Below are 25,937 nucleotides of genomic sequence, written 5' to 3' on the forward strand. Positions count from 1 at the left end.
GTCCAGCGATCATGACCCAGATTTCCGAACGGCTGTTGGTTCAAGCTCACCTTGACGCCAAGCAACCCCATCCCCTGACGCCCGCGCAGGAGGCCGAATACCGTGCGGCCATCGCTGCCGAGCTCAAGGCCCAGAATGCTGTGCTGGTTGCGCACTTCTACTGTGACCCGGTGATCCAGGCCTTGGCCGAAGAAACCGGCGGCTGTGTTTCCGACTCGCTGGAAATGGCCCGCTTCGGCAAGAACCACCCGGCCGACACCGTGATTGTCGCCGGCGTGCGCTTCATGGGCGAAACGGCAAAAATCCTCACCCCGGAAAAACGCATCCTGATGCCAACCCTGGAAGCGACCTGCTCGCTCGACCTGGGTTGTCCGGTAGAAGAGTTTTCGGCGTTTTGTGACAAGCACCCCGAACGAACCGTGGTGGTGTATGCCAACACGTCGGCTGCGGTCAAGGCGCGTGCCGACTGGGTGGTGACCTCCAGTTGCGCGCTGGAAATCGTCGAAACCCTGATGGATAACGGCGAAAAAATCATCTGGGGGCCGGACCAGCACCTGGGCCGCTATATCCAGAAGAAGACCGGCGCCGACATGCTGCTGTGGGACGGTGCCTGCATCGTCCATGAGGAGTTCAAGTCGCGCCAGCTCGCCGACATGAAAGCGCTGTATCCGGATGCGGCGATTCTGGTCCACCCGGAGTCGCCTGAGTCGGTGATCGACCTGGCCGATGCGGTAGGCTCGACCAGCCAGCTGATCAAGGCGGCGCAGACACTGCCGAACAAGACCTTCATTGTCGCCACCGACAGCGGCATCTTCTACAAGATGCAGCAGCTGTGCCCGGACAAGGTCTTCGTGGCCGCGCCTACCGCGGGCAATGGCGCTGCCTGCCGCAGCTGTGCGCATTGCCCGTGGATGGCGATGAATACCCTCGAGCGCACCCTCGACTGCCTGCGCACCGGCAGCAACGAGATCCTGGTCGACCCCGCCTTGATCCCGCGCGCGATCAAACCGCTCAACCGCATGCTCGACTTCACTCAGGCGGCCCGCCTGAAGTTGTCCGGCAACGCCTGATCCGCAGCTTGGGCGACGCCGGGCAAACCGGCGCCGCCTGCACGCTGCTTAGCGCATCATGTCCTTGACCATCCGCTGCTGCTCGAGAATCTGCCGCTGACGGGCGTCGATCTGCGACGCCAGCGGGAAGTTGCTGCCCGCGCGGCGTTTGGCGAAGTCGAGCTGCTGCACTGCCTGGTCAAAATCACCGACCAGCGTGAAGTACTCGGCGCGTGCCCGATGCAGGCCAATGGTATTGCCCGACAGCCCGCGCACTTCAGCCACTTCGTACCAGACGTCCGGGTCGTCCGGGCGCTTCTTGACCAGGTCATCCAGCACTTTCTCTGCCTCAGCCGGCTTGCCCTGCTTGATCAACAAGTCGGCGCGCGCCTGCTGCAGCGGATAATTGTTCGGATACAGGCTGCGTAGCCGCTCGACCCGCTGCTGCGCGTCGGCCAGGCGATTGTTGGTGATCTCCAGGTCGATCTGCGCCAGGTTGTAGGTGATGTCGTTGGGCGCCTTGGCCAGCAGTTGCTTGAGGTTGTCCCGCGCTTCGTTGAGGCTGCCGCCCTTGATCTGCGCCAAGGCAAGGCCGTAGCGGGCAGCATCCAGCTTGGGATCATCTGCGAGTTGATCGCGGAAGCGCTTGGCCGCAAGCCCCGGCGTGCCTTCGTAGGTCAAGGCGACGCGGGCGCGAATCAGCTGATAGCGCAGGCTGTCCTCGACGCCGCCCTTGGGCATCTGTTCGGCGCGGTTGCGGGTGTCGGCGATACGCGACTCGGTCACCGGGTGAGTCAGGAGAAACTCCGGCGGCTTGGCGCCGTAGCGGTACTGCCGGGCCAGGCGCTCGAACATGCTCGGCATGGTGCGTGGGTCGAAGCCGGCTTTTTCCAGGTTCTGGATGCCGATGCGGTCGGCTTCCTGCTCGTTCTGCCGCGAAAAGCGCCGCTGCTCCTGAATCGCCGCTGCCTGGGTGCCGGCAATCAGGCCAATACCGGCATCGCCGCCACCACCGGCTGCCAGTACGATGCCGGCCAGCAGTGCGGCCATCATCGGCACCTGCATGCGCTGCTGAGCTTCTATCCCTCGGGCAAAGTGGCGTTGCGACAAGTGGGCCAGTTCGTGGGCCAGTACCGAGGCGTATTCACCTTCAGTCTGGGCATTGAGGAACAGCCCGCCGTTGACCCCGACAATCCCCCCGGGAGCCGCGAAGGCGTTCAGCTCGCGGCTGTCGATAAGCACGAATTCCAATCGGCGGTCCTGCAGCTGGCTGGTCTCGGCCAGGCGATAGACGCTGGTTTCGACGTAGTCCTTGAGCTGCGGATCATTCAGCTGGCGCACTTGCCCGCGCAGCAGGCTGAGCCAGGCGCGGCCGAGTTCATGTTCTTGCTGCGGGGAAACGATTGCAGAACTGGCATCGCCCAGCGACGGCAGGTCATCGGCATGCCCGGGCAGGGCCATCAGGCAGGCCAGCGTCAGCAGGGTAGGGCGCAGTAGATTCATGCACGAAGCTCGCGTCGGATCAAAGACCCGTACTGTAGCCCGCTCACACCTTGACGACCAGTGGCGGTATCCTACCAGGCTTGTCTGCCATGCACCGTTGCCACCGCCAGGAGCCCCTTGGATGATCGATACCCTGACCTGCGACGCCGAACTCGACGCCAGCGGGCTTAACTGCCCATTGCCGCTGCTCAAGGCAAAAATGCAGCTTAACCAGATGGCAGCGGGCGCAGTGCTCAAGGTGATTTCCACCGACGCCGGCTCGCAGCGCGACTTCAGCACTTTCGCCCGTTTGTCCGGTCATAGCCTGCTGCAACAAAGCGCCGAAGCCGGCGTGTATACCTACTGGCTGCGCAAGGCCTGAGTTTTCCGCCCAAGGATCGTCAATGTTCAAAGTGCTTCGTGACTGGATGCAGCGCTACTTCTCCGATGAAGAAGCCGTAGTCCTGACAGTCCTGCTGGTTCTGGCCTTTACTGCCGTGCTCACCCTCGGCGGCATGCTCGCGCCGGTGCTGGCGGGGATGGTCCTGGCGTATCTGATGCAGGGCCTGGTCAACGCCTTGGAGCGGATGCGGGTGCCCAGTGGTGTTGCCGTGGGCGTGGTGTTCGCCTTGTTCATCGGCGCGCTGGGGGTATTTCTGCTGGTGCTGGTGCCGCTGCTCTGGCACCAGTTGATCACCCTGTTGAACGAGCTGCCGGGAATGCTCGGTAAATGGCAGTCGCTGCTGTTGCTGCTGCCTGAGCGCTATCCGCACCTGGTCTCTGACGAGCAGGTGCTGCGCGCCATCGAATCGGTGCGCGGTGAGATTGGCAAGTTTGGCCAATGGGCGCTGACCTTCTCGCTGTCGAGCCTGCCGCTGCTGGTCAGCGCCATGATCTACCTGGTGCTGGTGCCGATTCTGGTGTTCTTCTTTCTCAAGGACCGCGAGTTGATCGGGCGCTGGGTCAGCGGCTACTTGCCGCGTGAACGCAGGCTGCTGACCCGGGTCGGTGACGAGATGAACCGGCAGATCGCCAATTACATTCGCGGCAAGGGCATCGAGATTCTGATCTGCGGGATCGCCACCTACATCGCCTTCATCAGCCTGGGGCTCAACTACGCCGCGCTGCTGGCGCTGTTGGTCGGGCTGTCGGTGGTGGTGCCGTACGTGGGGGCGGTGGTGGTCACCGTGCCGGTCACCTTGATCGCGCTGTTCCAGTGGGGCTGGGGCGATCAGTTCATCTACCTGATGGCGGTATACGCGATCATTCAGGCGCTGGACGGCAACGTGCTAGTGCCGCTGCTGTTCTCTGAGGCGGTCAGCCTGCATCCAGTCGCGATCATCTGCGCGGTGCTGCTGTTTGGCGGGCTGTGGGGCTTCTGGGGGATCTTCTTCGCCATCCCGCTGGCGACCCTGTTCAAGGCCGTACTGGATGCCTGGCCCAGGCAAGAGCCGGCTGTAGCACCGTTGCTGTAAGAACTGGGGCCGCTTTGCGACCCTTCGCGGGTAAACCCGCTCCCACAGGTTTAGTCGGCGCTGCAGACCCTTGTGGGAGCGGGTTTACCCGCGAAGGGTCGCAGAGCGGCCCCATACAGTTTCAGGCCTGATTCAATGCCTGCGCCGCTGCAAGCACGGCATCGACATGTCCTGGCACTTTCACGCCGCGCCATTCCTGGCGCAGAACACCGTCCTTGTCGATCAGGAAGGTGCTGCGGTCAACACCCATGTATTCCTTGCCGTAGAGCTTCTTCAGCTTGATCACGTCGAACAGCTGGCAGAGCGCCTCGTCCTTGTCGCTGATCAGCTCGAAGGTGAAGCCTTGCTTGGCCTTGAAGTTCTCGTGCGACTTCAAGCCGTCACGCGAGACGCCGAACACCACGGTGTTGGCCGCGGCAAACGCGTCGAGTTGATCGCGAAAGCCCTGGCCTTGAGTGGTGCAGCCGGGGGTGCTGTCCTTGGGGTAGAAATACAGCACCACCTGCTTGCCCTTGAGCTCAGCCAGGCTGACGCTCTGGCCGCTGGTGGCCTGGGCCTGGAAGTCGGCGACAGGTTGATCGAGGGTTACCGCCATGTGAGGCTCCTTACACCGGGTTTTGAGGGCGCCATGGTTCGATCAGGGCATCCAGGTTCAGCGCATCGGCAAAGTCCAGGAACTGATCGCGCAGCCAGCTGATCTGGGTGCCAGCCGGCAACACCACGGTGAACTGGGCGTTGAGCATGCTGCTGCCGGTCTGCGGCGCCAGGTAGGTATCGCAGGTCATGGCTTCGAGCTCGACGTTGTGGTCGAGGAAGAACTGGCACAGCTCGTTGATGATGTCCGGGCGATAGGCGGCGCTGACATAGGCCACATAAGGCAGGGCCTGCGGGCGCACTTCCTGATCGGCGCTGCGCACCACATCAAGGGTCAGGCCGTGCTTCTTGCCCAGGCCCGGCAGGGTGGCTTCAAGGCGGGCAAGGGCATCCCAGCTGCCACCGACTTGCAACACCAGGGCGCTGGTTTCGCCGTGGCGCGACAGGCGCGAGGTGACTACCGCGCAACGATTGTCGACGGCGGCGCGGCTGAGAACGTTGGCCAGCTCCATGGGATTGGGGCCCAGGGCACTGATGACAAGGAATTGTTCGCGGACTGTGGGGGTGGACATGCAGCGTTCCTAAAACGATGAGCGGTCGGTGCAGGACCTGGGACAGCCTCCGTTACAGCAAGGTTCTGAGCCGATTGCAGCGGCTGTAGACACCCGCGGGAGGCACTGTCGACGGCCCGGCGGGCCGCTCTGCACTGATCAAAGGATCAAGGGTAGCGAAAAGCAGCGCCGAGGGGAATGCTCCGCCCGCCAGCTTTGCTTGTGCAAGGCCGATGGCGCCAGTACCATTACCGCTCTCTTTTTCCGGCAGGAGCAGTTACATGATTGCGGGCAGTATGGTGGCACTGGTCACTCCCATGGATGCACAAGGGCGTCTGGACTGGGACAGCCTCGGCAAGCTTGTAGACTTCCACCTGGAAAAAGGCACTCATGCGATCGTCGCCGTCGGTACCACCGGCGAGTCGGCCACCCTCGATGTCGAAGAGCACATCCAGGTCATCGAATTTGTAGTCAAGCGTGTCAACGGCCGTATTCCGGTTATCGCCGGCACCGGTGCCAACTCCACCTCCGAAGCCGTGCACCTGACCCAGAACGCCAAGAACGCCGGTGCCGACGCCTGCCTGCTGGTGGTGCCGTACTACAACAAGCCGACCCAGGAAGGCCTGTATCAGCACTTCAAGCTGATCGCCGAGTCGGTCGACATCCCGCAGATTCTGTACAACGTGCCCGGCCGCACCTCCTGCGACATGCAGGCCGAGACCGTGATCCGCCTGTCCACCGTGCCGAACATCATCGGTATCAAGGAAGCCACCGGCGACCTGGTCCGGGCCAAGGCCATCCTCGATGGCGTCAGCAGCGACTTCATCGTGCTGTCGGGTGATGATCCGACCGCGGTCGAGCTGATCCTGCTCGGCGGCAAGGGCAATATCTCCGTTACCGCCAACGTCGCCCCGCGCGAAATGGCCGATCTGTGCGAGGCCGCACTGGCCGGCGATGCCGACAAGGCCCGCGCAATCAACGAACAACTGATGCCGCTGCACAAAGACCTGTTCTGCGAAGCCAACCCGATTCCGGTGAAGTGGGCGCTCGTGGAAATGGGCCTGATGCACAAAGGCATTCGCCTGCCACTGACCTGGCTGAGCGAGAACTGTCACGAAAAAGTCCGTACTGCCTTGAGCAAGTCCGGCGTACTGGTTTAATCGAGGAAGTACACCGCATGAAGCGATTGGCTGGTCTATCCGCCCTTGCCCTGATCATTTCCAGCACCAGCGGCTGCGGCTGGCTGTGGGGCGACGAGGGTTATTTCCGCGACCGCGGTAGCGATTACCTGCAGGCGCAACCGACCGCGCCGATGCAGCTGCCGGCAGACGTGGCCAACGTCAAACGCCTCGATCCGCTGTTGCCGATCCCGCGTAACGTTGCCGACGACACCGCCACTGGCGAATACGAAGTGCCGCGTCCGCAGCCGCTGTCGGCTGCTGCCGACATCAGCGACTTTACCCTGCAGCGCAGCGGTAACAGCCGTTGGGTGCTGGCCCAGCGTTCGCCTGCCGAAGTCTGGCCGGTGGCGCATCAGTTCTTTGAAGACAACGGCTTCCGCATCGCTGAAGAGCGCCCGCAGACCGGCGAATTCACCACCACCTGGCAGCGCTTCGACGAACTGTCGGCTTCGCTTGGCCAGCGCCTGGCCAGCTCGGCCAGCAGCGCCGAGAGTGAAGTACGTGTTCGCGTACGCATGGAACCCGGCGTGCAGCGCAACACCTCCGAGGTGTTCGTAGTCAGCGTCGAGCGTCCGGCTGGCAGCACTGCCCAGACCGATTTCCCGAGCAACTCGACCAACACCGGCGTCGATGCGCTGCTGGTCGACGAGATGCTCGCCAGCATGAACCGCAGCGCCGAGAAGGGCGGTTCGGTTTCGCTGCTGGCTGAGCGCGACTTCGATGCCCCAAGCCGGGTCAGCCTGAGCGAAGACGGCAGCGGCAACCCGGTGCTCAACGTCGGTTCCGACCTCGACCGCGCCTGGTCTGGTGTCGGCCGTGCGCTGGAGCAGGGCGAATGGCGCGTTGAAGACATCAACCGCAGCCTGGGCCTGTACTACATCAACTTGTCCGAGAAACCCGAAGACAAGAACAACCAGCCCGGCTTCTTCAGCCGCCTGTTCGGCAGCGAGCCGACCCAGGAAGAGCGTGAAGAGCGCGCCGAGCGTTATCAGGTACGCCTGAGCAAGGTTGGCGAGAGCGTGCAGGTAACGGTCGAGAAAAACATCAACACCGTGGCCCCGGCCGATGTCGCCCGCCGCGTGCTGAGCGCCATTCAGGACCGTTTGGGTTAAGTGCGCTTCGCAGTACTTGGAAGCGGCAGCCAGGGCAACGGCACGCTGATCGCCAGTGGTGATACGTACATCCTGGTCGATTGCGGGTTTTCCCTGCGGGAAACCGAGCGGCGCCTGGCGCTGCTCGGGGTCTCGCCAGCACAGCTGAGCGCGGTGCTGGTCACCCACGAACATGCCGACCACGTGCATGGCGTGGGTTTGCTGTCGCGGCGCTACAATGTACCGGTCTACCTCAGCCAGGGCACCTTGCGCGGCTTGCGCAAGCCGGTCGAGGTCGCCGGTTTTCTCGGTTGTGGTGACAGCATCAGCATCGGCGCGCTGCAGGTCAGCGCGGCGCGGGTCGAGCACGACGCCCATGAGCCGCTGCAGTACGTGCTCAGCGATGGTCGCCGGCGCTTCGGCATGCTCACCGACCTGGGCTGCTACGACGCCCGGCTGCTGGAGCGCTATCAGGGGCTGGACGCCCTGCTGATCGAAGCCAACCATTGCCGCGACTTGCTTGCCCGCGGTCACTACCCGCACTTTTTGAAGTTGCGCGTAGGCGGCAGCCAAGGACATTTGAACAACCACCAGGCCGCCAACCTGGTGGCCGAGCTGGGCTGGCAGCACCTGCAACACCTGGTGCTGGCGCATCTCAGCAGCAAGAACAACCTGCCACAGCTGGCCCGTCAGTGCTTTGTCGACGCCCTAGGGTGCGACCCGGACTGGCTGCAAGTGGCGAATCAGGAACATGGGCTCGACTGGCGCGAAATCGCCTAGCCCACCAACTCAAGCAAGCGGAGCCCATCATGGAAAAACGCGACGAACTCTACCGCGGCAAGGCCAAATCGGTTTACAAGACCGATGACGCCGACCGCTTGATCCTGCTGTTTCGCAACGATACCTCGGCGTTCGACGGCAAGCGCATCGAACAGCTCGACCGCAAAGGCACGGTGAACAACAAGTTCAACGCCTTCATCATGCAAAAGCTTGAAGAAGCCGGCATCCCGACTCAGTTCGACAAGCTGCTTGGCGACAACGAGTGCCTGGTGAAGAAGCTCGACATGATCCCGGTTGAGTGCGTCGTGCGTAACTACGCCGCCGGCAGCCTGGTCAAGCGTCTGGGCGTGGAAGAGGGCATCAAGCTCGAACCATCGACCTTCGAACTGTTCCTCAAGAACGACGAAAAGGGCGACCCGTTCATCAACGAATCCCACGTTGTGGCTTTCGGCTGGGGCACCGCCGAGCAGCTGGTCGAGATGAAGAAGCTGTCGCTCAAGGTCAACGAAGTGCTGAACAAGCTGTTCGATGACGCCGGCCTGCTGCTGGTCGACTTCAAGCTCGAATTCGGCGTGTTCCACGGCCAGATCGTCCTCGGCGACGAGTTCAGCCCGGACGGCTGCCGCCTGTGGGACAAAGAAACCCGCAAGAAGATGGACAAGGACCGCTTCCGCCAGGGTCTGGGCGACGTGATCGAAGCCTACGAAGAAGTTGCCAAGCGTCTGGGCGTGCCGCTGTAAGGCCCGCTGTGACGCAAGCGTTTGATACCACGCGAATTTTTTTCAGATAAAGGTTTGCCTTTTACGAAATCGCTGGTATGATGCGCGCCATTGGAGAGATGCCGGAGTGGTCGAACGGGACGGATTCGAAATCCGTTGTACTGGCAACAGTACCTAGGGTTCAAATCCCTATCTCTCCGCCATACATCGAAAAGCCCCGCAGATTAAAGTCTGCGGGGCTTTTTGTTTTTTGCGTTATCTGAAATGTGCGCAGGCATGGTGTTACCGTACTTCCTGATTTCATTTTCATAAGTGGTATGAGAAGACCTTCGCTAATGAGCTCTACTTGCTCTCATGCACCAAACTAATATGCCGCGTATGCGTGACTTGAATCAGTAAATTTAGTTGCTTTTTTACTTGCATGAAAATCGCCGTTTGAACCACTGGCTTCCCCCCGTTGCATCAAAGACCGCGGTCATCTCTGCTGATGCTGGTCGGCACCGGCCGCTGCGCCGTCAACGGCTGGGCAGGTTCAAGATTACGGTTCGGAAAGGGATTACAAGAAATGCAAGCTCTGTGAGTTCGACATGTTGAGAGGTTTTGTTGGTGTGAAGAGTAGCGTCAGAAGCCTTATATTTTTTCGTTGGGTCGCCAGATGTATCGCTCAAGCATTACTAAGTTCACTAACACGGTATTTGACTTGGATCCAATGCGCAGAAACTGTATGATCCCGCCGCCGTCAGTACGATGGCGCATGATCATTTAAAGGACTTAGTATGAAAAAGCTGTTCAAAGCTACCGTCGCTGTAGCCGTCGTATCGGGTGTTGCGCTGCTGTCGGGTTGCACCGGCCAGGTCTACAACCAGCAAAAGAATTGCTCGTACGACTACCTGTTCCACCCTTCGGTTTCGGTCTCCAAGATCATTGGCGGTTGCGGCCCGATCGACAAGCTGCCACAGCAGCAGTAATTCCAGATCGTTGACGGGGCTGTTTGCGGCCCCGTCCAAGACCCTCGGTCATCCACGTGGCCGGGGGTTTTTGTTGTCTGGCGTTTACTCGGGCCACGGCCACCCCGCGACATTCGGCCACTGAGACATCCCGTCACCTTGCCTGCCACTTGCGAATTTGTTTGTGCTGGCATTTCGGTTACAATCGGAAAAACGTTTCAGCCCTGACCGGTCAATTCGACCTTAGGCTGGCGTCCCTGTTTCTCAAGCTGCTGACTCCAATGATCAATAAAAAGCGCGCGCTGAAGGACATGGATAAACGAGGCCCTGCCTAGGCCTTCCTTACGTGCTATCGATTGGAATTGATCAATGTTCAAGAAAGCTGGCAAGACCCTGCTGGGTCTGGCTGTCGCGGCGAGCCTGATGCAGGCGCACGCCGATGAAGCGAAGAAAGTAGACGTGCTGCTGGTTGGCGGCGGCATCATGAGTTCGACCCTGGCGGTCTGGCTCAATGAGCTGGAGCCGAGCTGGTCGATGGAGATGGTCGAGCGCCTGGATGGCGTCGCTGAAGAAAGCTCCAACGGCTGGAACAACGCCGGTACCGGTCACTCTGCGCTGGCCGAGCTGAACTACACGCCTATGGATAAAGACGGCACCGTCAACATCTCCAAGGCCATCGAGATCAACGAATCGTTCCAGATCTCCCGCCAGTTCTGGTCGTGGCAGGTCCGTCAGGGCGTGTTGAACAACCCGCGTTCGTTCATCAACACCACGCCGCACATGAGCTTCGTGTGGGGCGACGACAACATCAAGTTCCTCAAGAAGCGTTACGACGCGCTGCAGGCCAGCCCGCTGTTCCGTCCGATGCAGTACTCGGAAGACAACGCGCAGATCGCCAAGTGGGTCCCGCTGATGATGGAAGGGCGTGATCCTTCGCAGAAGCTGGCCGTGACCTGGACGCCGATCGGCACCGACGTCAACTTCGGCGAGATCACCCGTCAGTTCGTCAAGCACCTGCAAACCCGGGAAAACTTCGACCTGAAGCTGTCCACCGAAGTGCAGGACATCACGCGTAACGAAGATGGCTCGTGGCACGTTGAGTACAAGAACCTCAAGGACGGCAGCAAGTCGGCCACCGACGCCAAGTTCCTGTTCATCGGTGCTGGCGGCGGCGCGCTGAAGCTGCTGCAGAAGTCGGGCATCCCGGAAGCCAAGGAATACGCAGGCTTCCCGGTCGGCGGCTCGTTCCTGGTGACCGAGAACCCTACCGTGGCCATGCAGCATATGGCCAAGGCCTACGGCATCGCCTCCACCGGCGCGCCACCCATGTCGGTGCCGCACCTGGACACCCGCGTGCTGGATGGCAAGCGCGTGATTCTGTTTGGCCCATTCGCCACCTTCTCGACCAAGTTCCTCAAGAACGGTTCGTACCTCGACCTGCTGAGCAGCACCACGCTGCATAACGTCTGGCCGATGACCAAGGTAGGTGTTGATCAGTATCCGCTGGTCGAGTACCTCGCTGGCCAGCTGATGCTGTCTGACGATGATCGCTTCGCGGCGCTGCAGACCTACTTCCCGAACGCCAAGAAAGAAGACTGGCGCCTGTGGCAAGCTGGTCAGCGCGTGCAGATCATCAAGCGTGACGAAGAAAAAGGCGGCGTACTCAAGCTGGGTACCGAAGTCGTAACCTCGCAGGACCGCAGCATTGCCGGTCTGCTGGGCGCTTCGCCAGGCGCTTCGACCGCGGCACCGATCATGCTCACCGTGCTCGAAACCGTGTTCAAGGAAAAGGTCGCAACGCCTGAGTGGCAAGCCAAGCTGCACGAAATCGTGCCAAGCTACGGCACCAAGCTGAACGATTCGGCTGCTGCTGTGCAGAAAGAGTGGAACTACACCGCTGAAGTGCTGCAACTGGAAAAACCACCGGTTATCGATCAGAGCGTTGGCACTGATACAACCGTGAGCAAGCCAGTTGAAAGCAACCCTGCCAGCGACATGGCGCTGTAATCAGGCTTTAGCTGCGCGGTAACCATTTGCCGCTACGGCAACCAGCCCATAAAAAACCACGAGGTGCTGCCTCGTGGTTTTTTTATGCCTGCGGTTTGCGGTTCAGGCTTGAACTGAATTTGAGTCATGCGGAGTACCTTGTTTGGTGTCTGAATTCAAACCTGTGCGGTCGGCAGATCTGCGGCTTGCCACCAAGGCCCCGCTGGACGGCGCATGCTGTGCCTTGTGATCAGTAGAGAAGGGCGCTTCGAACGGCGTTCATTACGCCTGCTGCGCGAGCCGATGGGCTGCGCAGGGGGAGAGGATGCGGCGGTTACTCAGCGCTGGCGGAGGATGCACTCGAGCAGGCCGGGGAAGCGGCTGTCGAGCATTTCGCTGCGCAGCGAATTCATGTGCGTGGTGCCGACATTGCGCGTCTGCACCAGGCCCGCATCACGCAGCACGCGAAAATGATGAGACATGCTCGACTTGGGCCGGCCGCCATCCAGCTCGCCGCAAGTGGCTTCGGTGACACCCGCCAGATGGCGCACGATGGCCATGCGCACAGGGTCGCTCAAGGCGTACAGCACGCGTTCGAGGATGAGGTCTTCACAGCTTGGATGTTTGTAGGCTCGCATGGTCGACATGATAACGGGGCTTTCATTAATTGCCATAGTTCGATTATGATCGAACTATCGTATACCCAACCTGCTGGAGCTGGCTCATGTCTGCATTGTTCGATCCCTACACCCTCAAAGACGTCACTTTGCGCAACCGCATTGCCATTCCACCGATGTGCCAGTACATGGCTGAAGACGGCATGATCAACGACTGGCACCACGTGCATCTGGCGGGCATGGCCCGCGGCGGCGCCGCCTTGCTGGTGGTCGAAGCCACTGCTGTATCGCCAGAAGGACGCATCACCCCAGGCTGCGCCGGGATCTGGAGCGACGCCCACGCCGAAGCGTTCGTACCGGTGGTGAAGGCGATCAAGGCGGCCGGTTCCGTACCCGGCATCCAGATCGCCCACGCCGGGCGCAAGGCCAGCGCCAATCGCCCATGGGAAGGTGACGACCATATCGCCGCTGACGACGCCCGCGGCTGGGACACCCTGGCACCGTCGGCAATTGCCTTTGGCGCCAACCTGCCGAAAGTGCCAAAGGCCATGACCCTGGACGATATCGCTCGGGTCAAACAAGACTTTGTCGACGCTGCGCGCCGCGCCCGTGACGCCGGTTTCGAGTGGATCGAGCTGCACTTCGCCCACGGCTACCTCGGCCAGAGCTTCTTCTCCGAGCACTCCAACCAGCGTACCGATGCTTACGGCGGCAGCTTCGAAAACCGCAGCCGCTTCCTCCTCGAAACGCTGGCGGCCGTGCGTGAAGTCTGGCCTGAGCATTTGCCGCTGACCGCCCGCTTCGGTGTGCTGGAATATGATGGCCGCGACGAGCAGACCCTGGTCGAGTCGATCGAACTGGCCCGTCAGTTCAAGGCCGGTGGCCTCGACCTGTTGAGCGTCAGCGTTGGTTTCACCATCCCCGACACCAACATCCCGTGGGGCCCGGCCTTCATGGGCCCGATTGCCGAGCGCGTGCGCCGCGAAGCAGGCCTGCCGGTGACTTCGGCATGGGGCTTCGGCACGCCGCAGCTGGCTGAAGGCGCGCTGCAAGCGGGTCAGCTGGATCTGGTTTCGGTAGGCCGTGCGCACCTGGCTGACCCACACTGGGCCTACTTCGCCGCCAAAGAGTTGGGCGTGGACAAAGCCTCGTGGACCCTGCCAGCGCCGTATGCGCATTGGCTGGAGCGCTATCGTTAAGGCTCGCCCTAACGCCAGCCAGCACCGTTAACCACGCGGGGCCAGTCCGAGCAGCACAGCGCTGCGAGACTGGCCCCGCGTTTTTTGTGGCTAGCAGTTACTGGCCAAACACTATCCGTGCCTGGTTAAAGCACTGCTCGGCAATCGCCGACCTCGGCTCGCTGCGGCGCAGCAGCAGGCCGACCGGGCTGAGCACGCTGGCCTCGGTGATGGGGGTGATGCGCATGTGTTCGCTCAAATCCTCCAGCCCGCAGTTGAGCGGCATCACTGCGCAGCACATGCCGCTGGTGATGGCCTGGATCAGCTGGAAGGTCGAGTCGCTTTCCAGCACTGCCAGTGGCGCAAGGCCGCGGCTGCGAAAGCTCAGGTCCAGCGACTGGCGGTAGTGCATGCCCTTGCTGAGCAGCCCCAACGGCAGATCCCCCAGCTCATCCCAGGCCAGCTCGCTTTGCTCGAACTGATAATGGCGGGTGTCGTGCAGCAGGCCCATGGTGGTGGTGCCCAGTTCGATCACGTCGAAAAAGCTTGAGTTGACCTGATCCAGATAGCAGATCCCCAGGTCGAGCTGATTGCGGCTGAGGCCATCGACAATCTGCTCGGAGGTACTCGAGCTGAGCTGAAACTGCAGCTCGGGAAACTTCTCCCGCAGCGGCACCAGCAGCGCCATTGGATTGAAACTGGCCAACGGCACGCTGCCCAGGCGCAGGCTACCGACCACTTGGCCGCGGCAGCTGGCCGCTTCGGCCTGGAGGCCGTCATGTGCGGCCAGCAGTGTCCGCGCCCAAGCCAGAATGCGTTCGCCGGCCTCGGTGAAACCCTCGAAGCGCTGGCCACGTTCGACCAGCACCAGGTCAAGTTCTTCTTCCAGATTACGCAGGCGCATCGACAAGGTCGGCTGGGTGATATGGCACAGCGCAGCGGCCTGACCGAAGTGCCGGGTCTGGTCCAGGGCGATAAGAAACTTGAGCTGCTTGATGTCCATGGGGCGGCCTGCGCAATCGGAATGCGTTGACCTTAACCAAGTTGAGCGGGGCTAGCCATTGTTTAGTCGCCGCCGCCCGGTTCAGCTGAGCACGTGATCGACCGGCATCAGCGCCGGCGGCAACGGTTCGTGGCCAAGCGCCGCAAGCACGTCGCGCTCCAGGGTGCGCACCAGTGAGTCGGTGGGTAGGTCGTTTTCGTCGCGGCCGAACGGATCTTCCAGCTCGTTGCCGATCGCATCCAGGCCAAAGAACGTGTAGCTGACGATGGTGGTGAACAACGGCGCCAGCCAGCCCAACGGCTCAGCCAGGGCGAACGGCAGCAGCAGGCAGAAGATATAGATGGTCCGGTGCAACAGCAGGGTGTAAGGGAAGGGTAGCGGCGTGCCCTTGATCCGTTCACAGGTCGCCTGCACTTCGGCCAGGCCAACCAGACGCTGTTCGAGCAGGGTGTAGCGCCATTCGCTGATCTGTTGCGTCTGCGCCAGCTCCGAGCAGCGCTGGCCGATGTTACGCAGGATGCCGTCGCAGACGTTGTGCGGGCTGAGTGAATGCGCCGGGTTCAGCCACGGCCGCGCCGCGCCGAAGGCATCCTCACCGCGTAATCCAGCGTTCAAGGCATGGGCAAAGCCGCACAGGCTGCGCAGTAACTCGCGGCGCAGCTCGGGGTTGGCAATCGCCACGCTCTCGCGCACGAACGAGCGCACCTCGATGAGCATCCGCCCCCAGGCCTTGCGGCCCTCCCACCAGCGGTCATAACAGGCCGTGTTGCGAAAACTCATGAAGATCGACAGCGACAGGCCGAGCAAGGTGAAGGGCGTGGCGCTGACCGGCGAGAACATCTCTGGATAATGCCGCTCGACCAGCACGATCAACGCCGCCAGCAAGGTAACCAGCAGGCAACGCCAGGCAATGCGCTTGACGATCGAGCCTTTCAGGGTGAACAGCACACGCAGCACATCGGGCCGGGAATGGACGATCATGGGGATCCAGAGGCGGTTGGGTCAGCCGCCAGTCATGTTCATGAAGCGCAGGATCTGCACCTCGCCGCCTACTTCGAAGTGGTGGCGGTAAGGCTTGAGCTGCACCGCTTCGCGGATGGCATGCTCGAGGCGCTCGGCGTCGCCTGGGTGCGCACGCAGCACCTGTTTCAGGTCCAGCGAATGCTCGTTGCCCAAGCACAGCAGCAAGCGGCCCTCGACGGTCAGGCGGACACGGTTGCAGGTGGCGCAGAAGTTGTGGCTGTGCGGCGAGATGAAGCCGACCCGCGTCTGCGCTGCCTCGGCCAGGCGCCAGTAGCGCGCCGGGCCCTGCGATGATTCGGCAGATTCGATCAGGCTGAAGTGCGCCGCGAGGCGGTCGCGCACATCATCGCTGGAATAGAACGACTCGCCGCGCTGATGCTCGCTGATCACGCCCAGCGGCATCTCTTCGATGAAGGTGATGTCCAGCTCACGGTCGATGGCAAAGCGCACCAGATCGACCAGTTCGTCATCGTTGCGACCCTTGAGCACCACGCAGTTGAGCTTGATCCGCTTGAAGCCGGCGCGGCGCGCGGCGTCGATGCCGGCGATGACCTGGGCCAGATCGCCGGTGCGGGTCAGCTGGCGAAAGCGCTCCGGGTCGAGGCTGTCGAGGCTGATATTGAGGCGGCTGAGGCCGGCGTCGAACAGCGGCTGCGCCAGCCGCTCGAGCTGCGAGCCGTTACTGGTCATGCACAGTTCACGCAGGCCGGGCAGGGCGGCAATGCGCCGACATAGGTCGACGATGCCCTGGCGCACCAGTGGCTCGCCGCCGGTCAGGCGGATCTTGCGCGTGCCGAGGGCGACGAAGCGTTCGGCCACCTGATACAGCTCTTCAAGGCTGAGAATCTGTTGGCGCGGCAAGAACTGCATGTCTTCGGCCATGCAATAGACACAACGAAAATCACAGCGGTCGGTGACCGACATCCGCAGGTAGTCGATTTTTCGGTTGTAGCCGTCGATCAGGGCCTGGCCGTTGGGTTCCACAATCGCGCTCGCGTCTAAGGAGGGTCGGCCGGTTGGCCGCAGGGCAGTGAGTCCAAGCTATAACCTGTACCCGACGCCGTCAAATTGCTTTGTCCACTCGGTTGATCGGCGCGCTCTATCAGCCGTTCAAACCAATTGATCGACGCATCAGCGATGCACCGGATAGGCCGTGGTGTACTTCATCTGTTCCATGGCAAAGCTGGAGGTGATGTTCGACAGGCCATCGGTGCGGGTGATCAACTTCTTGTAGAAGCGGTCGTAGGCGGCAATATCGCTGACCACCACCCGCAGCATGTAATCCCAATCGCCAGACATGCGGTAGAACTCCATGACCTCCTCGAAGCCGCTGACAGTGGCGGCAAATTGCTCGAGCCAGGCATTGTCGTGGCGCTGGGTCTTGAGCTGGACGAACACGGTCAGACCCAGGCCCAGGCGTTGCGGATCAAGCAGCGCGACGCGGCCGAGAATGTAGCCATCATCCTGCAGGCGCTTGACCCGCTTCCAGCATGGGGTGGTGGTGAGGTTGACCGCTTCGGCCAGCTCCTTGAGCGAGGTGGAGGCGTCGCGTTGGAGTAGGGTGAGGATGTGCTGGTCGAAACTGTCCATGCCGGTGCGTCGCCTTGCCGAGAAAAATATGCTCCAGACTAGCCGTTAACGAGTACGAATAGAATGCTGGGGCCGGGGTATCGCGCGCATCCGCCTGCGCTCGGCCAATCGCGGCGGATATGCGATAGTGACGGCCATCAACCCCGCCTTCTACCAGTCACTGGGCCCGATCATGTCCGACAAACCGCGCAACTTCGCCACGCGTACCATTCACGCTGGCGAGCAATTCAGCGTTGCCGACAACGCCATCTTCCCGCCGATCTACACCGCCAGCTCGTACATCAAGCGCGGCCTAGACGATAACCCCGAGTACGCCTACAGCCGCGTTGCCAATCCGACCCGGCATGCCTACGAGAGCTGCGTTGCGGCGTTGGAAGAAGGGCTAGGTGCGGTCGCCTGTGCTTCCGGCGTCAGCGCCACTTCGACAGTGCTCGAGTTGCTCGACAAGAACGCTCACGTGGTGGTGATGAACGGCGTCTACGGCGGCACCTTCCGCCTGCTCGAAGACTACCGCAGCCGCACCTCCGGGCTGACCACCACGTATGTCGACCTGAATGACCTGGACGCCCTGGCAGCGGCGATTCGCCCGGACACGCAGCTGATCTGGATCGAGTCGCCGACCAATCCGCTGCTGCACCTGGTCGATATCGAAGCGGTGTGCAGCCTGGCCCGTGCCCGCAATATCCTCACCTGCATCGACAACACCTTCTGCTCGCCGTGGAATCAGCAGCCGATCACCCTCGGCGTGGACCTGGTGATGCACTCGGCGAGCAAGTACATCGGTGGCCACTCCGACCTCACCGGCGGAGTCGTGGTGGCGGCCAACGCCGAGTTGCTGGCGCGCCTGCGCAAGATCAGCATGGCCGTCGGTGCCGTGCAGGGGCCGTTCGATTGCTACCTGGCCCTGCGCGGACTGAAGACGCTGGACGTGCGCATGGAGCGCCAAAGTGCCAATGCCCTGCGGGTGGCGCAGTTCCTAGAGAGCCATCCGCTGGTCGATAAGGTGTTCTATCCAGGTCTGCCCAGCCACCCGCAGCATGAGCTGTGCAAGCGCCAGATGCGCACGGGCGGCGCGGTGGTGACCTTGCAGTTGAAGGGTGATCGCGAGGCGCTCAAGCGTTTTGTCGACGCGCTGTCGATCTTTGTCCTGGCCGATTCGCTGGGCGGCGTCGAGAGCATGATCAATCATTCCTGGAGCATGTCGCACAACTCGTTGAGCCCAGAGCAGAAAGGCGTGATGGGGATTACCGAGGGCCTGTTGCGGCTGTCGCTGGGGATCGAGGACTGCCGCGATCTGATCGATGATCTGCAAGGCGCCTTGCAGGCCAGCGCCGCAGTCTGAGGCTTTGTTGATCGCCATCGCAGGCTTGCCCCGCGATGGCGGTTTTACAGTTGTTGCAGCCGGGTCAGGACTTGGCTGGATGAATGATTCGTTCGATCTTGTCCTTGATCAGCAGCCGCTCCTTGCGCAATAGCGTGACGGTGTCATCGGTGGCGGCGGTGCGTTCAGCGACGTCCACCTCTTTGTCCTTGGCCTGGTAAGCCTTGTGTAGCTTGAGCAGCTCCGGGTCCTTGGCGCTCAGTGCGTGAAAGTCGTCAGGCTGGATGCTGAGGTCTGCGAACAGATCATGCGGTACGGGCATTTCTTCACCTCCGTCAGGGGTTGGACACTGGTGCAGAACCTTGAGGATAGCCGCGTTTGCCAAAGACGTGGGTGGGGGTGGTCCGGCAGCGGTTGGCTGAACGTCGGCTGAATGAAAGGTAAACACGTGTAATTGTTGCTGGATGTTAGAGTTTGTTGGCGGGTTTTTCACAAAAAAACGATGGTCTGCTTCCCACAATCCGCTTCGAATTGCCACGCGCTGAGTCGCGCCTGGGCCAACATCAAACTCGATAGCGAAGACCATGCTGAAACTCGACAATCTGCGGACCGAATGGGTCACGTTACTGGCCAGCCTGTACTTGTTGATTGGCTTCAACAGCCTGCTCTGGAGTCACCTCCAGACGGTGGTGCCGCCAGGGTTGACGGGGCTTTGGCTGATGCTGGCGTTTGCCCTGCTGATGCTGTTTGCGTTCAACCTGGTGTTGACCTTGATTGCCTTCAAGTATGTGTTGAAGCCGGTCTTGATGGTGCTGTTTGTCAGCGGTGCGGCAGTGGCTTACTTCATGAATCAGTACGGTGTGCTGATTGATGCAGGCATGTTCCGCAACGTTGCCGAGACCAACATCAGCGAAGTGCGTGATCTGCTCTCGTTGAAGTTCATCGGCTATATCGTGCTGCTGGGTTTGCTGCCGGCCGCACTGGTGTGGAAGGCGCCGATCGCCTATCGCCCGTGGCACCGCGAAGTGTTCGGCAAACTGCTGGTCGGGGGGGCCTGTACGGTGGCGTTGGGCGCGGTGGCCCTGGCTAACTATCAGGGCCTGTCTTCGCTGTTTCGCAACCACCACGAAATCCGCCTGATGCTCACCCCAAGCAACGTTGTTGGCGCCTCGTTTGGCTATGCCAGCGAGCGGTTGGGCAGTGCGGCCGCGCCGTTTCAGCGCTACGGCGAAGACGCCCGCCGCGATGCCGCTGCCTGGCAGCAGCACAAGCGCAAGTCGCTGACGGTGTTGGTAGTGGGTGAAAGCGCCCGCGCGGAAAACTTTGGCGTGCTCGGTTATAGCCGCGATACCACCCCGCGCCTGAGCAAGGAAGACGGCCTGCTGGGCTTCACCGATGTGCATTCGTGCGGCACCGAAACCGCTGTCTCGGTGCCGTGCATGTTCTCCGGCATGCCGCGCAGGGACTACGATGCCAGCGTCGCCCGTAACCGGGAGGGGCTGCTGGACGTGCTCCAGCGCGCCGGCCTGACGGTGCAGTGGCGTGACAATCAATCAGGCTGCAAGGGTACCTGCGACCGCGTGCAGTTCGTCGACGTCAGCAACCTCAAGGACCCCGCCCTGTGTGCCGGCGGTGAGTGCCACGACGAAATCCTCCTGCAAGGCCTGGCCGAGCTGCTCGACAGCCTCGACCAGGACACCGTGCTGGTCCTGCACCAGATGGGTAGCCACGGCCCTGATTACTACAAGCGTTATCCGCAAGCGTTCGAGCGATTCACCCCGGTGTGCCGCAGCAATGCCCTGAACCAGTGCGATCAGCAGGCAATCATCAATAGCTACGACAACACCCTGGGTTACACCGACCACGTGCTGGCCTCGCTGATCGACCTGCTGCGCAGCCGGCAGGACAAAGTCGACACCGCCATGCTGTACCTGTCCGACCACGGCGAATCGCTGGGTGAGTACAACCTCTATCTGCATGGCACGCCGTACATGCTGGCGCCCGAGCAGCAACGCCATGTGCCGATGCTGGCGTGGTTCTCCGACAGTTACCGGCAGGACTTTGGCCTCGACAACGACTGCCTGGCGCGCCTGCGTGATGCCCCGCTGAGCCAGGACAACCTGTTCCACTCGATGCTCGGCCTGCTGCAGGTGCACAGCGCGGTCTACCAGCAATCACTGGACTTGTTCGCCGGCTGCCGGCCGTGGCTGGCGGCTGGCCGCTGACAGCAGCGCCGGGCGATGGTCGCCATGTTTCGCGTGCGCGGCCCACGGCGTATATACTGCGCGCCACTGTTTGTGGGAGAGCCTCGTGGCCAACGAAATACACTGGATCTGTGACGACCAGAGCCTGGCCGAGCACTGCCGGACCTGGCGCGAATTGCCCTTCGTAGCGCTCGACACCGAATTCATGCGGGTAGACACCTTCTACCCCAAGGCCGGGCTGCTGCAGGTTGGCGACGGTCAAAAAGCCTTTCTTATCGACCCGTTGCGGGTTCGTGACTGGCAGCCTTTGGCTGACCTGCTCGAAGACCCGCAAGTGGTCAAAGTGGTGCATGCCTGCAGTGAGGACCTTGAAGTTCTCCTGCGCCTGACCGGCAAGCTGCCACAGCCGTTGTTCGACACCCAGTTGGCCGCAGGTTACCTCAACATCGGTTTCTCGATGGGTTACTCGCGCCTGGTGCAGGACGTGCTCGGGCTCGATCTGCCCAAGGGCGAAACCCGCTCTGATTGGCTGCAGCGGCCTCTGTCGGAAACCCAGGTCAGCTACGCCGCCGAAGACGCCGTGCACCTCGCCGAGCTGTTCATCGCGCTGCGCCCGCGGCTGTCCGATGACAAGTACGCCTGGGTGCTGGAAGACGGCGCCGAACTGGTTGCGCAGATGCGCCGTGAAGTCGAGCCGCAGCTGCTCTACCGTGAGGTCAAGCTGGCCTGGAAGCTGTCGCGTCAGCAGCTGGCAGTCCTGCGTGAGCTGTCGGCCTGGCGCGAGCTTGAAGCGCGCCGCCGCGACCTGCCGCGCAACCGCGTGCTGCGTGAGCATTCGCTGTGGCCGATCGCCAAGACCCAGCCAGATAGCCTCTCGGCCCTGGCCAAGATCGATGACATGCACCCGCGCACCCTGCGTCAGGACGGCGAGTTCCTCCTGCAATTGATCAAGCAGGCCGGCAGTGTGCCGGCTGAGCAGTATCCGCCAGCGCTGCCTGAGCCATTGCCGATCGAAGCCTCGGCCATCCTCAAGCGCCTGCGCGCCATCGGCCAGGCCGAAGGCGAGCGGCTGGGCATCGCCCCGGAGCTGATGCTGCGCAAGAAAACCCTCGAGGCGCTGCTCAAGAGCGGCTACCCCAATGGGCCCTATCAACTGCCCGATTCGCTGCGCGGCTGGCGTCGCGAGCGGATGGGCCAGGCGCTGCTGGATGATCTGGCCGCGCTCGGAGAATCCTCATGAAACGCATCTGCTCGATCTACAAGAGCCCGCGCAAAAACGAAATGTACCTTTACGTGCTCAAGGCTGACGGCCTGGAGCGGGTCCCAGCAGGTTTGCTGCCGGCCTTCGGTACGCCGATTCACGCCTTCGACCTGGTGCTGTCGCCGGAGCGCAAGCTGGCCCGGGAAGACATCGAACAGGTGCTGAACAACCTCGAGGCCCAGGGCTACCACCTGCAGATGCCGCCGCTCGAAGACGAGTACATCGAGCACCTGCCTGAAGAGCTGCTGCGCCGCAACGACCCGGTCTGATAGGCCCGCGCTGCCCATCGTTCGCCCAAGCGGCCCGCTACTCGGGCCGTTTTCCGTTATCTGCCAAGGTTGTCTTTTGAGATGCGCGTTCTGATCGCTGAACAGGATCATGCCAACTATGCCGGCCTGCTGGCCGCTGCCGCCCCCGACCTTGAAGTGCTGACCAGCGGTAACTCCGCCGAGTTGGCGCTATTGGCGCCGCAATGCCCGGTGTGGCTGGGTCAGCCAGACCTGCTGGCGACCCTGCTGCGCCAAGGCCATAAGCCAGAATGGGCGCAGTCGACCTGGGCGGGGATTACCCCGCTGCTGGCCGACGGCCTGACGCGTGACTACCGCCTGACCCGCGCTGTGGGCATCTTTGGCCAGGTCATGGCCGAATACATGCTGACCTACATGCTTGGCCACGAGCGCGAGGTTTTGTCGCGCCTGGTCAGCCAGGTCGAGCGGCGCTGGGATGAACGCCCTGGGCACAGCCTGCAAGGGCGCCAGGTGCTGATCGTTGGCACGGGCGATATCGGCCAGCGTGTGGCGGAGTTTCTCGTGCCATTTGGTGTGACTCTGTACGGCGTTGCCAGCAGCGCGCGTCAGCAGGCGCCGTTTGTTGAAGTGGCTGGGCTCGATCAATTGCCACAGCGAGTCGAGCAGGCTGATTACGTAATCAACCTGTTGCCTGATACCCCGGCCACCCATGACCTGTATAACGCCGCGCTGTTCAAACGCTTCAAGCCCAGTGCGCTGTTGATCAACGCTGGTCGCGGTGTTTCGGTGGTGGATGCCGACCTGGTCGCAGCGTTGAAGGAAGGTCATCTGGCCGGCGCCGTGATCGACGTATGCCGGCAGGAGCCGCTGCCGCAACAACATCCGTTCTGGACGGCGTGGGGTTTACTGCTGACCGGGCACAGCTCCGCGCCGACCTCGCCTACGGCGATGGTGCGTTTGTTTGTCGAGAATCTGCGGGACTATTTAGCGGGGCAGGCACTGCGCGGCGAGGTGGATTTCCAGCGCGGTTATTGATGTGTAGCGCGGGGCGTCTGGAGCAAGCGTCGCCTCGCGCTGCGGTAGATCAGAGGCTGAAATCGCCTTCTGCAGCCAGCTCGGCCAGTGGCTTGCGCGGGCTAGGTACTTCACGGGCCTGCAGGCCTTCGGCGAGCGTGGCCTTGTCGCCCAGCTTGCCGATCGCGACCATCGCCTGCAGCTCATAGCCTTCGGGGATCTTCAGTTGTTCGCGGGCCATCGCCTGGTCAAAGCCGGCCATGCCGTGGGTGTGCCAACCGCTGAGGCTCGCTTGCAGCGCCAGATGGCCCCAGGCCGAACCGGTATCAAATGCGTGCCACAATGCTGGCGACTCCTCGCTGGCACCGGGTGCGATAAAGCTGGTCTTGGAAATCACCAGCACCAGCGCCGAGGCGTGCTGGGCCCAGCTGCGGTTGAACGGCACCAGCAGCTCCAGGTAGCGCTGCCAGTTTGGCGTGTCGCGACGGGCATAAAGGAACCGCCACGGCTGCGAGTTATAGGCCGAAGGCGCCCAGCGCGCCGCTTCGAAGAAGCTCAGCAGGGTTTCTTCGCTGATCGGCTCGGGGTTGAATGCGCGGGGCGACCAGCGATTGATGAACTGTTCGTTGATGGCGTAATCGGCAACACGTGGGTTGGCGCTCATGACAGCTCCTGCAAGACACAAGGGGAAGCCGGCACGCTACTGCGTCTGGACACCCCTGACAAGCGGTCTGGCTTTGCCCAAGGCCAGGCTCTAGACTGGCGCCGCCGCCTGCTGCGGCCCAAGAACAACTGCGAGAAACCGTGTGATGATGGCCCAGACTGCGCCCTTCTGGCAGCGCAAGACGCTCGATCAACTCGACCCGCAAGAGTGGGAATCACTCTGCGATGGCTGCGGCATGTGCTGCCTGCAGAAACTCGAGGACGAGGACGACAACAGCGTCTACTACACCCGCATTGCCTGCAAACTGCTCGATCTGAACAGTTGCCAGTGCAGCGACTACCCTAATCGCTTCAAACACGTGCCCGACTGCATCCAGCTCACCCCGGGCAAGGCCGATCAGTTCAAATGGTTGCCGCCGACCTGTGGCTATCGGCTGGTCAGCGAAGGCAAGGACCTGCCCGCCTGGCATCATCTGGTCTGTGGCGACCGCAGTCAGGTGCATGAGCAACGTATTTCGCAGTCCGGGCGCATGCTCAGCGAGAACGATGTGGCTGAAGACGACTGGGAAGACCATTTGATTTTCCGCGCCGGCTGAGCGCCGCGGTGATTGGCCTGTTCCGAACAAGGAGTTTGTCTATGCGTTGCCCTTTGCTACTTGTTCTGGCGCTGGCGGCTTGCTCGCCAGCCTGGGCCAAGAAGGTCGATCTGGATTACCAGGTGCGCCTGCTGCCCAACAGTGGCCAGGCCGAAGTACGCCTGACCCTGGCTGATGGCAGCGCGGTGCGTAGCCTGGATTTTGCCTTGGGCAAGGCCAATGCCTACAGCGGTTTTCAGGCCGATGGCCAGTGGTCACAGCAGGGTGAGCGTGGCGTGTGGCGCCCGGCTGCGGGCAAGACCAGCCTCAGTTACCGCGTCCGGCTCGACAGTGCTGTGTCGGGTGGTGCCTTCGAGAGCCGCATGACCGCGCATTGGGCGGTGTTCCGTGGCGATCAGTTGGTGCCGCCTGCACGTCTTGATCAACAGGACGGCACCGAGTTGGTAGCGCGCCTGGCAGTCGAGCTGCCGCCCGGCTGGAAGAGCGTGGAAACCGCCTGGCCGCGGATCGGCCAGCACAAGTTTCGTATCGATGATGTCTCGCGCCTGTTCGATCGGCCGACTGGCTGGATGCTCGCCGGTAACCTCGGCAGCCGCCGCGCGCGCCTAGGCGAAACCGACGTCACCGTGGCGGCGCCGCAAGGGCAGGGCATGCGCCGGATGGACACGCTGACGTTGCTGACGTTCGTCTGGCCTCAGTTGCAAGCGGTGTTCCCGCGCAATCCGCCCAAGTTGTTGCTGGTTGGCGCACGCGATCAGATGTGGCGGGGCGTGCTTGGCGAGCACAACTCATTGTTCATCCACAGCAACCGCGCCTTGATCAGCGAGAACGGCAGCAGCCCACTGCTGCGTGAGCTGGTCCAGCTGTTTGCGCAGATCAAGGTGCGCGATGACAGCGACTGGATCAGTGAAAGCCTGACGGACTACTACGCCACCGAACTGCTACGCCGGGCCGGCGGCATCAGTGATGATCGCTATGATGCCTGGCAGGCACGCCTGCACAAACAGGGCGCCAAGGTCACTCGGCTGGTGGCCAGGCAGGCTAACGCCGGGCAGATCGCGCGAGGCGTGCAGGTGTTGCAGGCATTGGATCGGGAGATCCGCCTGCACACTCAGAATAAACGCTCACTGGACGACGTCACCCAGGCGTTGATGCGCATGCCGAGTGTGAATACGGCAGAATTCATCCAGATCAGCGAGAGCGTGCTTGGGCGCAGCTCAGACGTGCTACAGAGCAAGCTACTACGCTAACCCTGCTTGCACGCAGTTGGTGTAGGAGCGGCCTTGTGTCGCGAAAGGGTCGCATAGCGACCCCGGCAACCTAGCGTCAAACGACAGATCGAGGGGCCGCTGCGCAGCCCTTTC

General features: G+C 62.0%; 27 protein-coding genes and 1 tRNA gene. 18 read left to right on the forward strand and 10 right to left on the reverse strand.

Annotation, left to right across the window (positions count from 1 at the left end; genetic code table 11):
- Nucleotides 1-11: 11 nt before the first annotated feature.
- Nucleotides 12-1,070, forward strand: coding sequence for a quinolinate synthase NadA (gene nadA / locus AC58X1_RS16235; protein WP_259075343.1), 1,059 nt, complete (start codon nt 12-14; stop codon nt 1,068-1,070).
- A gap of 48 nt (nt 1,071-1,118) precedes the next feature.
- Here the strand turns inward: nadA and AC58X1_RS16240 are convergent, their stop codons facing one another.
- Nucleotides 1,119-2,552, reverse strand: a complete 1,434-nt coding sequence (locus AC58X1_RS16240) for a M48 family metalloprotease (RefSeq protein ID WP_101317440.1) — start codon at nt 2,550-2,552, stop codon at nt 1,119-1,121.
- A 121-nt stretch (nt 2,553-2,673) separates the two neighbouring features.
- Here AC58X1_RS16240 and AC58X1_RS16245 point away from each other — a divergent pair, with 121 nt between their 5' ends.
- Nucleotides 2,674-2,913: a sulfurtransferase TusA family protein gene (locus AC58X1_RS16245; RefSeq protein WP_150571996.1), complete on the forward strand. Its 240-nt coding sequence runs from the start codon at nt 2,674-2,676 to the stop codon at nt 2,911-2,913.
- Nucleotides 2,914-2,935: 22 nt separating this feature from the next.
- Nucleotides 2,936-4,006, forward strand: coding sequence for an AI-2E family transporter (locus AC58X1_RS16250; protein WP_101317444.1), 1,071 nt, complete (start codon nt 2,936-2,938; stop codon nt 4,004-4,006).
- Nucleotides 4,007-4,127: 121 nt separating this feature from the next.
- Here AC58X1_RS16250 and AC58X1_RS16255 read toward each other — a convergent pair whose 3' ends face one another.
- Both AC58X1_RS16255 and AC58X1_RS16260 read right to left on the reverse strand, forming a co-directional pair.
- Nucleotides 4,128-4,601 (reverse strand): peroxiredoxin, encoded by a 474-nt coding sequence (locus AC58X1_RS16255; protein ID WP_101317446.1) that lies wholly within the window; start codon nt 4,599-4,601, stop codon nt 4,128-4,130.
- 10 nt (nt 4,602-4,611) lie between these two features.
- Nucleotides 4,612-5,172: a glycine cleavage system transcriptional repressor gene (locus tag AC58X1_RS16260; protein ID WP_101317448.1), complete on the reverse strand. Its 561-nt coding sequence runs from the start codon at nt 5,170-5,172 to the stop codon at nt 4,612-4,614.
- A 260-nt stretch (nt 5,173-5,432) separates the two neighbouring features.
- On the opposite strand from AC58X1_RS16260, the gene dapA reads away from it, so the two are divergent.
- From dapA to mqo, 7 genes are all read left to right on the forward strand, one after another.
- Nucleotides 5,433-6,311 (forward strand): 4-hydroxy-tetrahydrodipicolinate synthase, encoded by an 879-nt coding sequence (gene dapA, locus AC58X1_RS16265; RefSeq protein ID WP_101317450.1) that lies wholly within the window; start codon nt 5,433-5,435, stop codon nt 6,309-6,311.
- Between the two features lie 17 nt (nt 6,312-6,328).
- On the forward strand, nt 6,329-7,444 hold the full coding sequence (gene bamC, locus AC58X1_RS16270) for an NlpB/DapX family lipoprotein (RefSeq protein WP_101317452.1): 1,116 nt from the start codon (nt 6,329-6,331) through the stop codon (nt 7,442-7,444).
- A complete protein-coding gene (locus AC58X1_RS16275; RefSeq protein WP_101317454.1) occupies nt 7,445-8,203 on the forward strand; it encodes an MBL fold metallo-hydrolase in 759 nt (252 codons plus the stop codon).
- Nucleotides 8,204-8,232: 29 nt separating this feature from the next.
- Entirely contained in the window at nt 8,233-8,943 is a 711-nt protein-coding gene (gene purC / locus AC58X1_RS16280; RefSeq protein ID WP_103436385.1) for a phosphoribosylaminoimidazolesuccinocarboxamide synthase, read from the forward strand.
- A 92-nt stretch (nt 8,944-9,035) separates the two neighbouring features.
- Nucleotides 9,036-9,125, forward strand: a tRNA-Ser gene (locus AC58X1_RS16285).
- Between the two features lie 573 nt (nt 9,126-9,698).
- Nucleotides 9,699-9,890, forward strand: coding sequence for a DUF4223 family protein (locus tag AC58X1_RS16290; RefSeq protein WP_101317458.1), 192 nt, complete (start codon nt 9,699-9,701; stop codon nt 9,888-9,890).
- Between the two features lie 348 nt (nt 9,891-10,238).
- Complete coding sequence (gene mqo / locus AC58X1_RS16295; protein WP_101317460.1) at nt 10,239-11,876, forward strand: malate dehydrogenase (quinone); 1,638 nt, start codon at nt 10,239-10,241, stop codon at nt 11,874-11,876.
- A 317-nt stretch (nt 11,877-12,193) separates the two neighbouring features.
- On the opposite strand, the gene AC58X1_RS16300 is transcribed toward mqo, so the two are convergent.
- Nucleotides 12,194-12,529 (reverse strand): ArsR/SmtB family transcription factor, encoded by a 336-nt coding sequence (locus AC58X1_RS16300; protein WP_101317462.1) that lies wholly within the window; start codon nt 12,527-12,529, stop codon nt 12,194-12,196.
- 50 nt (nt 12,530-12,579) lie between these two features.
- Between AC58X1_RS16300 and xenA the strand changes: the two genes are divergently transcribed.
- Nucleotides 12,580-13,671 (forward strand): xenobiotic reductase XenA, encoded by a 1,092-nt coding sequence (gene xenA, locus AC58X1_RS16305; protein WP_150571994.1) that lies wholly within the window; start codon nt 12,580-12,582, stop codon nt 13,669-13,671.
- 97 nt (nt 13,672-13,768) lie between these two features.
- Here the strand turns inward: xenA and AC58X1_RS16310 are convergent, their stop codons facing one another.
- From AC58X1_RS16310 to AC58X1_RS16325, 4 genes are all read right to left on the reverse strand, one after another.
- Nucleotides 13,769-14,653, reverse strand: a complete 885-nt coding sequence (locus tag AC58X1_RS16310) for a LysR family transcriptional regulator (protein WP_181106050.1) — start codon at nt 14,651-14,653, stop codon at nt 13,769-13,771.
- Between the two features lie 81 nt (nt 14,654-14,734).
- Complete coding sequence (locus tag AC58X1_RS16315; protein WP_497429151.1) at nt 14,735-15,634, reverse strand: bestrophin family protein; 900 nt, start codon at nt 15,632-15,634, stop codon at nt 14,735-14,737.
- Between the two features lie 21 nt (nt 15,635-15,655).
- Nucleotides 15,656-16,660 (reverse strand): GTP 3',8-cyclase MoaA, encoded by a 1,005-nt coding sequence (gene moaA, locus AC58X1_RS16320; RefSeq protein WP_497429152.1) that lies wholly within the window; start codon nt 16,658-16,660, stop codon nt 15,656-15,658.
- A 147-nt stretch (nt 16,661-16,807) separates the two neighbouring features.
- Nucleotides 16,808-17,266, reverse strand: coding sequence for an Lrp/AsnC family transcriptional regulator (locus tag AC58X1_RS16325; protein ID WP_101317474.1), 459 nt, complete (start codon nt 17,264-17,266; stop codon nt 16,808-16,810).
- Nucleotides 17,267-17,426: 160 nt separating this feature from the next.
- On the opposite strand from AC58X1_RS16325, the gene AC58X1_RS16330 reads away from it, so the two are divergent.
- Complete coding sequence (locus AC58X1_RS16330) at nt 17,427-18,608, forward strand: trans-sulfuration enzyme family protein (RefSeq protein ID WP_497429183.1); 1,182 nt, start codon at nt 17,427-17,429, stop codon at nt 18,606-18,608.
- 64 nt (nt 18,609-18,672) lie between these two features.
- Here AC58X1_RS16330 and AC58X1_RS16335 read toward each other — a convergent pair whose 3' ends face one another.
- Entirely contained in the window at nt 18,673-18,909 is a 237-nt protein-coding gene (locus AC58X1_RS16335) for an HP1242/YdcH family protein (protein WP_101317476.1), read from the reverse strand.
- A gap of 262 nt (nt 18,910-19,171) precedes the next feature.
- Here AC58X1_RS16335 and AC58X1_RS16340 point away from each other — a divergent pair, with 262 nt between their 5' ends.
- From AC58X1_RS16340 to AC58X1_RS16355, 4 genes are all read left to right on the forward strand, one after another.
- On the forward strand, nt 19,172-20,812 hold the full coding sequence (locus tag AC58X1_RS16340) for a phosphoethanolamine transferase (RefSeq protein WP_401179651.1): 1,641 nt from the start codon (nt 19,172-19,174) through the stop codon (nt 20,810-20,812).
- 85 nt (nt 20,813-20,897) lie between these two features.
- Nucleotides 20,898-22,031, forward strand: a complete 1,134-nt coding sequence (rnd, locus tag AC58X1_RS16345) for a ribonuclease D (protein ID WP_188035562.1) — start codon at nt 20,898-20,900, stop codon at nt 22,029-22,031.
- Nucleotides 22,028-22,321 (forward strand): YcgL domain-containing protein, encoded by a 294-nt coding sequence (locus tag AC58X1_RS16350; protein WP_101317482.1) that lies wholly within the window; start codon nt 22,028-22,030, stop codon nt 22,319-22,321. Before rnd ends, AC58X1_RS16350 begins: the two co-directional genes overlap by 4 nt.
- 81 nt (nt 22,322-22,402) lie before the next feature.
- Entirely contained in the window at nt 22,403-23,335 is a 933-nt protein-coding gene (locus AC58X1_RS16355; protein ID WP_150571990.1) for a D-2-hydroxyacid dehydrogenase, read from the forward strand.
- A 49-nt stretch (nt 23,336-23,384) separates the two neighbouring features.
- Here the strand turns inward: AC58X1_RS16355 and AC58X1_RS16360 are convergent, their stop codons facing one another.
- The gene (locus AC58X1_RS16360; protein WP_150571483.1) at nt 23,385-23,978 is read right to left on the reverse strand and encodes a nitroreductase family protein; all 594 of its coding nucleotides are present in this window, start codon (nt 23,976-23,978) and stop codon (nt 23,385-23,387) included.
- Between the two features lie 145 nt (nt 23,979-24,123).
- Between AC58X1_RS16360 and AC58X1_RS16365 the strand changes: the two genes are divergently transcribed.
- Both AC58X1_RS16365 and AC58X1_RS16370 read left to right on the forward strand, forming a co-directional pair.
- A complete protein-coding gene (locus AC58X1_RS16365; protein ID WP_103436475.1) occupies nt 24,124-24,573 on the forward strand; it encodes a YcgN family cysteine cluster protein in 450 nt (149 codons plus the stop codon).
- Nucleotides 24,574-24,614: 41 nt separating this feature from the next.
- The gene (locus tag AC58X1_RS16370) at nt 24,615-25,823 is read left to right on the forward strand and encodes a M61 metallopeptidase family protein (protein ID WP_497429153.1); all 1,209 of its coding nucleotides are present in this window, start codon (nt 24,615-24,617) and stop codon (nt 25,821-25,823) included.
- The last annotated feature ends 114 nt before the right edge of the window (nt 25,824-25,937 follow it).

Source organism: Pseudomonas sp. PGPR N4 (assembly GCF_059693665.1).